The sequence below is a fragment of the Paraplanobispora siamensis genome (assembly GCF_016863175.1).
Lineage (GTDB): Bacteria > Actinomycetota > Actinomycetes > Streptosporangiales > Streptosporangiaceae > Planobispora > Planobispora siamensis.
Genome location: NZ_BOOJ01000114.1, coordinates 1 through 6,821, shown reverse-complemented (window position 1 = coordinate 6,821; position 6,821 = coordinate 1). Strand labels below are relative to the sequence as shown.

At 70.0% G+C, this 6,821-nt stretch carries 7 protein-coding genes; 1 reads left to right on the top strand and 6 read right to left on the bottom strand.

The window, feature by feature from the left end; all coding sequences use genetic code 11:
* The 6 genes from Psi01_RS42575 to Psi01_RS42550 form a co-directional block, all read right to left on the bottom strand.
* Positions 1–1,705: GGDEF domain-containing protein (locus tag Psi01_RS42575; protein WP_204069902.1), on the bottom strand; the 1,705-nt coding region annotated here is incomplete at its 3' end.
* A 370-nt stretch (positions 1,706–2,075) separates the two neighbouring features.
* Positions 2,076–2,312, bottom strand: coding sequence for a carbon storage regulator CsrA (csrA, locus tag Psi01_RS42570; protein ID WP_444980737.1), 237 nt, complete (start codon positions 2,310–2,312; stop codon positions 2,076–2,078).
* A 55-nt stretch (positions 2,313–2,367) separates the two neighbouring features.
* A complete protein-coding gene (locus Psi01_RS42565) occupies positions 2,368–2,793 on the bottom strand; it encodes a flagellar assembly protein FliW (RefSeq protein WP_204069900.1) in 426 nt (141 codons plus the stop codon).
* A 20-nt stretch (positions 2,794–2,813) separates the two neighbouring features.
* Positions 2,814–3,704: a flagellar hook-associated protein FlgL gene (flgL, locus tag Psi01_RS42560; RefSeq protein ID WP_204069899.1), complete on the bottom strand. Its 891-nt coding sequence runs from the start codon at positions 3,702–3,704 to the stop codon at positions 2,814–2,816.
* A 4-nt stretch (positions 3,705–3,708) separates the two neighbouring features.
* On the bottom strand, positions 3,709–5,139 hold the full coding sequence (flgK, locus tag Psi01_RS42555) for a flagellar hook-associated protein FlgK (RefSeq protein WP_204069898.1): 1,431 nt from the start codon (positions 5,137–5,139) through the stop codon (positions 3,709–3,711).
* The gene (locus Psi01_RS42550) at positions 5,139–5,621 is read right to left on the bottom strand and encodes a flagellar protein FlgN (RefSeq protein ID WP_204069897.1); all 483 of its coding nucleotides are present in this window, start codon (positions 5,619–5,621) and stop codon (positions 5,139–5,141) included. Before Psi01_RS42550 ends, flgK begins: the two co-directional genes overlap by 1 nt.
* A 262-nt stretch (positions 5,622–5,883) precedes the next feature.
* Between Psi01_RS42550 and Psi01_RS42545 the strand changes: the two genes are divergently transcribed.
* Positions 5,884–6,744, top strand: coding sequence for a sigma-70 family RNA polymerase sigma factor (locus tag Psi01_RS42545; protein WP_204069896.1), 861 nt, complete (start codon positions 5,884–5,886; stop codon positions 6,742–6,744).
* Positions 6,745–6,821: the final 77 nt, after the last annotated feature.

Genomic DNA, 6,821 nt, shown 5'->3' with positions numbered 1-6,821 from the left:
TGGGCTGGTACTGCAGCTCCATCTCCCCGCGTTCCAGGGCCTGGCGCATGCCGGCGGTCAGCCGGGCCTGCTCCATCCGGGCGGTGCGCAGGGCCGGGTCGAAGGCGGTGACCTGGTTCTTTCCGGCGTTCTTGGCCGCGTACAGCGCCAGGTCGGCATCACGCAGCGCGTCGGCGGCGGTGGCGGATCCGGTGTCGGCCAGCACGCCGACGCTGGCGCTCACGTGCACCTCCTGCCCGGCCAGGAAGTACGGGGCCTGCAGGGTCTCACGGATCCGCCCGGCCAGCTCCAGCGCCGCGGGGCCGGGCGTGTCGGGCATCAGCAGCGCGAACTCGTCGCCGCCCAGGCGGGCCAGGGTGTGCTCGGGCAGGACCAGGGCGCGCAGTCGCTGGGCCACCTGGATGAGCAGGGCGTCGCCGGCCGGGTGGCCGAAGGTGTCGTTGACGTCCTTGAAGCCGTCCAGGTCCATCAGCAGCAGGGCCGGCGGACTCCACTGCCGCCCGGCCGCGGCGCTCCCGCCTCCATGCGGGGTCAGGGCGTGGTGCAGGGCCTGTCCCAGCAGGACGCGGTTGGCCAGGCCGGTCAGGGGGTCGTGCGAGGCCCGGTGTGACAGGCTGCGCTGCAGGCGCTCCTGGGTGCGCAGGGCGTCGCTGAGCTCGGCGGTCTGCGCGGTGAGCCGGGCGGCCTGGCGGTTCAGCTCGGCGGCGTGGGTCTCGGCCAGCCGGGCCACGGTGTTCAGCCGCAGGACCAGCAGCACGGCCAGCAGGACCGTCAGCCCGGTGATCATCAGGTCGTCGAAGGGCCGCCGGGCCACGTCGGCGTACAGGAAGACCCGGCCCAGGCTGGAGACCAGCGGGCCGAGCAGGGCCAGGACGAGGAACATCGTCACCCGGGCCCGGCTGGAGACGGCGGGGGCCCCGATCTCTCCGGACTGCCCCACGCTCGGGTGCAGCGCCGCGCCTCCCACCAGGACCGACCAGCTCAGCCAGGACATCACCGCGAGGACGCCCATCGGCCGGCCCGCCGCCAGGTCGAGCAGGAAGGCGCTGTCGGCCACGAACATGGTGACGTAGGCCGCGCCCAGCAGGACCAGCCAGGGAGCCCGCCGGCTGTCGAAGAGCAGGCGGGCGACCATGCCGAGCACGAAGAGGTCGATGACGGGCATGGCCAGCACGAAGGTGAGGTCGGCGCCGGTGTGGGCGCCGCGGTCGATCGCCGGGTGGACGACGAACGTCCAGAACGGCATGGCCACGCCCACGGTGATGATGCCCGCGTCCAGCAGCCCCGCCCACCGGGCGGTGCCGGGCCGGTTGCCCAGCACGAACAGGCCCACCAGGCCCAGGCCGTAGGAGATGAGGGTGCTGACGTCGTAGAAGACGCGCATGGACTCGATCCCCAGCCAGTTCCAGCCGATCATCCAGCCCAGCGTGTTCGAGACCCAGGCCAGCACGACGGCCACGCTCATCAGCCGCCAGTACCACAGGTGCTCCAGGCGGTTGCGGCGGATGCCGACGGCCACGGCCACGGCCGACACTCCCTGCACCAGGGACCAGACCAGGTTGCTGGCGAGGGGAGAGGAGGTGATCAGGAGCGGGGCGAGGGCGACGAGCAGGCCACCTCCCGCGAGGAACGCCAGCCAGCCGCGCGGCCCGCGCTCAGAGCGGGAGCCGACGGCCGGGATCGTTCCAGGGGGTGTCTGGTTCATGCTTTTCTCTTGCTCGGCCTGGACTGGGGAGACGCCGGTCCCCACCTCGTCGGGCACGGCGGGGACGGCGAACCGCCGGAGCGGGACCGCCCGGACGGGCGATCGGTCGCGCTCCGGTCGCCGGACGGGTCCGGCAGCCGCCTGGTCACTTCCGCCTCACAGATCGTCAGAAACGGGCCGTGCTTTACGAAAAGCCGGTCGGGATCGGCGCGCGCCACCGTGGGACGGCCGGTCACTCAGAGATGATCCCCGCAAACGGGCACGTCAATTGGGACCATCAGCCCTGTATTCGGGGATGGTATGAATTCGGTGTCCGGCGGACAGGCGAAACCCCCACGCGGGGCGGGGTGACCGTGGGCCGGTCAGAGGCTCAGGTCTCCGATCCGCCCGGCTGCAGCATGCGGCGCAGCTCGTCCAGGGCGCTCTCGTTCGTCGAGGCGGCCTCGCGGTTCGCGGCCTGCAGCTCGCGGAAGATCTCCTCGCGGTGAACGGGGACCGAGCGCGGGGCGCGGATGCCGATCCGGACCACGTCCCCTCGCACATCGAGAACGGTGACGACGACGTCGTCACCGATCATCAGACTCTCCCCCGAACGACGGGTCAGCACCAGCAACGTCCAGCTCCTTCATGTCCGGGGGGACGTACCGGCAGCCTAACCGACGTCAGGCGGATACCAGGGGAGCCCGGACCGGAAGGTCGGAACCGGTGAGCACGGTCTGGACCGCCCGGCGGGTGGCGGTGTCCACCACGATGGGCGCCAGCAGGTTGGCCGTCGCCTCGGTGATGGAGCCCGGCGCGGTGACGATGAGCAGCACGAGCAGTTCCGCGGTCTCGTCGGTGCCGAGCATCGCCAGAGTCGCGTCGTCGATCTCGGGCTCGTAGTCCGGGAAGAACGGGTTCGGCGAGATGACCAGGAAGCGCAGGTCCGGATCGTCCAGTGAGCGCAGGGAGTAGAGCACGCCGCTGTCGTCCATCCGAACGAGGACGAAACGGCGGTTTCCGGCGAAGCCGGGCATCGGGCAGACGAGCTCGATCGTGGGCAGCTCCTCGCTGCCGACGGTCGTCGGGGCCGTGGCCTCTGCGTTCATCGGGCGATCCTTAAGAGTGATCATTTCAGGAAGTCCACAAGTGAGGGCTGGACCACCTTGGCCGTCGCCGCGAGCGCCGCCTGGTAGGCGGTCTGCTGCAGGGTCAGCTCGGTGATGGTCTTGGGCAGGTCGATGTCCTCGATGTCCGACAGCTGGTTCTTGAGACTTACGATCTTGGCGTCGGCTGTGTCACGCATCTGTGTCACGCGATTGTAACGGGCACCGACGTCGGCGATCTCGGTCTGCATGTTTCCGATTGCCGTGTCGAGGTGGCTGATGTCGTCGCTCAAGGCGGCCGGGTCATTCCTGAGATGCCTGGCGATGTCGTCCAGCACCTTGAACAGCTGGTCGTCTCCGGTGCCGAAGACCTTCTCGCCGTTGGAGTTGGCGGCGACCTGGGTGTTGTCGCCGATGATGCGCATCACCTCGCCGCCCTGGCCGGCGTAGGTGCCGTCGGCGTTGTAGGCGGCCGTGCCGGAGGCGGCGCCGGCGAAGACCGGGCGGCCGAGGTAGGTGCTGTTCGCGACGCTGATCAGCGAGTCCCGGATGTTCTCGACCTCGGTGGCCAGCGCGTTGCGCGCGCTCGTCGAACCGGCGACGCCGGTCGTCATACCCTGCAGCACCAGCTCCCTGGCACGGTTCACCTGGGTGCTCGCGCTGGTGAGCGCGGTGTCGATGGCGCCGAGCCAGCCGAGGCCGTCGTCGGCGTTGCGGATGTACTGCTCCTGGGTGCGCACGTCGCTGCGCAGGGACAGGGCCGATGAGGTGCCGGCGGGCGAGTCCGACGGCCGGGCCAGCTGCTTGCCGCCGGAGAGCCGGTTCTGGATGTCGCCGAGCCGGTTGATGTTGCCCTGCAGGTTGTTGAGCACCCGGGTGGAGATGGAGCTCTCGGTCACACGCATGTAGGTCATGTCATCAGCCTCGGATCATGCCGAAGAGGGAGTCGAAGGTCTCGTCGATGGTGGAGATCATCTTCGTGGCGGCCTGGTAGGCGCGCTGGTAGAGGATCATGTTCGCCATCTCCTCGTCCAGGCTGACGCCCGACTGGGCGATGCGCTGGGCGTCGTTGTTCTGGGAGATGACGTTCTGGATGGCCGTACGGCGCTGCGCGGCCTGCGAGGCCACACCGAGCGCGGTCACCGTCTCCCGGTAGAAGGTGTCGGGTCCGCCCTCGGTGTTGGCGAAGCGGGCCAGCTTGATGGCGTTGCCGGCGTCGAGGTTGCCGATCGGGTTACCGGTCTGCGGGTCGATCCTCGGAGCCACGGACGAGGCCGCGATCTTCGCAGGGTCGGTGATGCCGACCTTGATGTTCGCGGCGGTGATCGCGCCGCCGTCGTCGGCGACGAAGAAGGCTCCGCCCTGGGCGCCGTTGAGGTCGTAGCCCTGGGTGTGCTGGTTGTTGACCGTGCTGGCCAGCCGCTGCGCCACGCCGTCCAGCTTGGCGGCGTACTCCGGCAGGACCTTGTTGAGGGATTCCAGCGACGAGGCGAGCTCACCGGAGGTGATGCCGGCGTCGGTGGTGGTGCCCTGCCACCTGAGGGCGACCGGGTTGCCCGTCGCCTCCCGCAGCGTGCCGGCGCCGCCGACCTCCAGCTTCCTGGCGGTCGGCCCCTCCACCAGCTTGGCGCCGCCGACGGAGACGTCCACCGCGCCGTTGTCGAGCTGCTTGGAGGTGGCGCCGGCGAGCTCGGACAGCCGCAGTACCAGGCCGTCGCGCTTGTCCTGCAGTTCGCTGGCCGGCAGGCCCGCCGCGGTGGCGCGCACGATCGCCTGGTTGAGCTGCGCCACGGCGTCGGCCGCGGTGTTGACCTCGGTGACCAGCGAGTCGAGCTGGTCGACGGTGGTGTTCCACAGCGACTCGAGGGTGTCGTTCGCGCTGCGCAGGGTGTCGGCGACGGTGGCGCCCTCCTGCAGCAGCTGCGAGCGGGCGGCGTTGCCGGTCGGGCCGCCGGGCTGGTTGACGACGTCGCCCCAGGCGTTCCAGTACCCGGACAGCTGTGACTGGATGCCGGTGTCGCTGGGCTCGGCGAAGACCTCCTCCACGCGGGTGTAGATCTCCTCCTGCCCGGACAGGTACGCGAACTTGGCGTGCTCGATCTGCCCGCGCGCCTCGAGGAAGTCGTCGCGCATGCGGGTGACGCCCGCGGTGGTGACGCCGTTGCCCAGGCCGTCGGTGGTGGTGTACATGGCCGGGGTCACCACGCCGCCCACGGAGTTCAGCTCGACCCGCTGACGGGTGTAGCCCTCGGTGTTGGCGTTGGCGACGTTCTGCCCGGCCACGTCCAGCGCCTGCCGCTGGGCGTACAGGGCGCTGAGGGAGGTCGAGATTCCGGAGAAGGTGCTCATCACATGGCCTCGTTGACGAGTCGGGAGGAACGGCCGGCACCGACGGTCTCGCCGGAACGGCCGTAAGTCGTCACCGAGCCGGTGACGTTCATCAGCGCCTCGTGAACGGCGCGCGCTCCGACGGTGAGCAGCTCGCGGTTGGCCTCGGCCATCGCGGTGATCTCCGCGGTGAGCGTCAGGAAGGCCACCCGGTGCTGCTGGAAGATCTCGCTCCACGGCTCGTCGACCGCCGCGGCGAGGGCCTGCAGGCTGGGCGCGGGCGCCAGTCCGAACTCGGCGGCCACGGCGTCGACCTGCGCCGCCCGGAGCACCTCGGACTTGCGGATCTGCTCGAGCACCATCTCCACCTCACGGGTGGCGTGCGGCAGCCAGCGCGTCTTGCCTGCGGCCAGTACGAGTTGCTCCTCTTCGAGCTTGAACAGCAGCAGATCCATCATCTCTCGGATCCGCCACAGGGTGCTCGACAGATCGGCCAAGCTCATCCGTCCCGCCTTCTCACTCGTGGATGCGCCTGACGGCGCGCTTCTCCAGCACCTTCGGCAGCTCGGCGCCAGGCCTGAGAACTTCCCGCGCGGCGCGCGAACTATGACTCCCCGTGCTCAAGGCATGACGAGAAGTCATTTCCCGCAACCGTACGGCAACCGAAAGCAACCGGTTCCTACCTCTTTGTGACGGTTTTCTAGTTCCTGTCGGCACCACGGGGGAGCCGGCAGGACCTTCCCGAAACACCGAAAGGGCCGCGCTGTGAGGACTCTGGACACGACCGCTGTCAACCGCGACATCGAGAACCTTGTCCGCGAGCACCTGCCTCTCGTCGGTCACATCGTCCGCGAGACGCTCATGCGAGTTCCCTCGCACGTGAACCGCGACGACCTCACCTCCGCCGGACTGGCCGCCCTGGCCGCCGCCGCCCGCTCCTTCGACCCGGAGCGCGGCACGCCGTTCGGCCGCTTCGCCGCCGTCCGTATCCGCGGCGCCCTGGTCGACGAGCTGCGCGGCCTCGACTGGGCCAGCCGCTCGGTGCGCAGCCGCGCCCGCCAGCTCGACTCGGTCCGCCAGGAGCTCAGCGGCTCGCTGGGCCGTACCCCCACCAACCGTGAGCTCGCCGTCGCCCTGGGCGTCGCCGAGGAGGAGATCGAGTCCATCGAGGAGGACGTGCAGCGCGCCGTCGTCCTGAGCCTGCAGGGCTTCGCCCCCGGCACCGCCGAGGACATGGTCCAGGAGCGGACCGCCGGTCCCGAGGAGCTCATCCTGCACCGCGAGCGCCTGGGCTACCTCACCCACGCCATCGAGTCCCTGCCGGAGCGCCTGCGCCTGGTCGTCACCCGCTACTTCCTCGAGGAGCGCCCGATGGCCGAGATCGCCGCCGAGCTCGGCGTGACCGAGTCGCGCGTCTCCCAGCTGCGCGCCGAGGCCCTGGTCCTGCTGCGCGACGGCATGAACTCCCAGCTCGCCCCCGAGCTGGTCGAGGCGCCGCAGCGCCCCGACGGCTGCGTCGCCAAGCGCCGCGCCGCCTACTACGCCGAGATCTCCGCCAAGGGCGACCTGCGCAGCCGCCTGTCCATGACCGACGCTCTGGGCGCCCCCGTCGCCCACGTCGCCTGAGACCACCCCACCCGAAGAAATTCTGAAAAAGCCGCTGAGAAACCTTCAGCGCCCCCGGTCCCTGTCGATAAGTGAGT